At 68.4% G+C, this 2,199-nt stretch carries 1 protein-coding gene; it reads right to left on the bottom strand.

What is annotated here, in order from left to right; translation table 11 throughout:
* A partial coding sequence (locus tag HF519_RS29905; RefSeq protein WP_211170782.1) for a glycosyltransferase family 2 protein occupies positions 1–1,740 on the bottom strand: 1,740 nt, incomplete at its 3' end.
* Between the last annotated feature and the right edge of the window lie 459 nt (positions 1,741–2,199).

The raw sequence follows: 2,199 nt of genomic DNA, 5'->3' as shown, positions 1-2,199 counted from the left end.
GTTCGGGAAGGGGGGCCCGGAGACGCCCTCGACCAGCCCGGCCGGCGTCGTGGCGGGCGATCGGGGTTCGGCGGGGGTGTCGCTGCCACCGCGGTCCAACAGCCACAGACCCACGGGAGCAAGGCTGATCAGCAGGGCCAGCGCGGGCCACATCATCACGTCGACGTTCGCGTAGCCGAGCAACACCGAGGCGATGAGCGCGGCCGCCAGCAACACCGACCACTGCAGATGCCGCCGGAAGGTGACGAGCCGGTCCTGGGTCGCCGCGTCGCTCTTCGGGGTCACGACGAACTTCGCCGGCCTGCGCAGCACGGTGGCGATGAGCGAGCTCGCGTAGATCGGCGCACACAGCACCGACATCGCCATGCCGCGCAGCCCCGGCGATCCCGCCTGCTCGTACGGACTGACGTTGTAGCGGCGGTTGCGGACGTAGACCCAGGTCTGGAAGAGGGTCGCGTCGACGTACAGCGCCAGCCAGAGCTCCGGCGGCACCACGATGCCGGACACCCCGAAGGCCAGGTAGAGCACGGCGTTGAACGAACCGAGGATCCAGCCCACTGCCATCGACGGGTAGAAGGTCGCGATCAGCAGGTAGTGCAGCAGCCGCCCCGGTGGGAGCCGGTGCAACCTGCCCCAGAACGTCCCGGCGAGGATCTCGAACGTGCCGCGCGACCACCGCAGTTGCTGGCTGAAGTAGTCACTCCAGGACGTCGGCCCCTCGCCGACCGCCACCACGTCCGGGGTGTAGACCGAGCGCCACTTCGAGCCGGTCGCCGGGTTGCGGCGGGAGTGCAGCGCCAGCCCGGTCGCCATGTCCTCGGTGATCGAGTCGATGAGGCCACCGATGCACATCAGGGCGTCGATGCGGACGGCGTTGTTCGTGCCGACGAGCATCGCGGCGCCGTAGGCGTTGGCCGCCCGCTGGATGACGCTGTGGAACGGGAACTGCTGCGACTCCGCGCCCTTGGTGACCGTGTTGTCGACGTTCGCGTAGCACTGCGGGCCCACCACGTAGGCGACGTCGGGATCGCGGAAGTAGCCGAGCATCCGCTCCGCGTAGTTCGGCAGCGGTACGTGGTCCGGGTCCACCGACAGGAACACGTCGTAGCGGTAGCCGTGACGGTCGACCCAGGCGTTGTAGTTGCCGTGCTTGGTCTTGGCCTTGAAATGGCCGCTGGGCTGGTTGTACTCGGCCACGCCCTTGCGGCTGAAGTGCCGGACTCCCTCCTTGCGGCACATCTCCCGGACCTCGGGGTCATCGCCCTCGTCGAGCAACCACACGTGGAAGACGCCGTCGTGGCGGATCCGCCGGGCCGCCCTCAGGGTGGTCCGCACCATCTCCAGCGGTTCCTTGCCGGGCACGATCGTGGTGAGGAAGGCGACCCGCAGGGTCGGATCGGGCCGCACCGGAACCGGATCACGGGCCAGCAGCGAGGCCAGCGACAGCGAGATCACGTTGATCATCCGCAGGCCCTCGACCAACGCGATCGAGGCGATCACGAAGATGTTGGCGGCCAGGGTCCAGCCACCGCCCTCGACCTCCGGGTGATGGGCGGGCGAGAGCAGCCAGAGCACGAAGGCGACCTCGAAGGCCACGTTCGCCAGGATGATCAGGATCGAGCGCGTCATGGACGCTCGGCGACCCTTCGCCAGCAGGCTGCGGTAGGCCACCCGATACGTACCCTGCGGTGGTTCGGTGATCGGCCCGGCGAGTTCGCTGAAGCCTCGCAGCGCCTTCAACGCTGCGGTGTCTTCGACACCCCGAGCCGGCGTCACCCCGTTCGACAAGATCCACCCTCACGTCGAGCAACACGAAGAAGGGTGCGTCGGCGCGACTACTCCGATCAGAGGACAGCCGAACGGCGCAAGCGTCCCTTCGCCACTCGCTCATCGGGGGCCCGGACGGGGGCGTTACAGCGTCCACCCGTCACTGTGCGCTTCCTTACCGCATAGTAAACGCCTCAATCCAGATAAAGGCGACATACGGTCGAGTCGCTCTTGCACCATTCGGAGTAGCAACGACGCATCCCTCGGTCGTGGTTCGTTCAGCCGGTCGGCGTAGTGGCCGGTTGGGTCGTCGAAGCCCCGGGAGCGGGCACGAGGGTGGTCGTCGGGGTGGCCGGGGCGACCGTCTTCGAGGCCGGGGCCACTGTTGTCGGGGCGGGAGTGGGGGCCTTCGGCGCCGGAGCGGCCGGAGCC

Source organism: Pseudonocardia bannensis (assembly GCF_012911875.1).
GTDB classification, from domain to species: domain Bacteria; phylum Actinomycetota; class Actinomycetes; order Mycobacteriales; family Pseudonocardiaceae; genus Pseudonocardia; species Pseudonocardia bannensis.
Note: the sequence above shows the minus strand (reverse complement) of the source record. Positions and strands in the feature narration are given on the sequence as shown.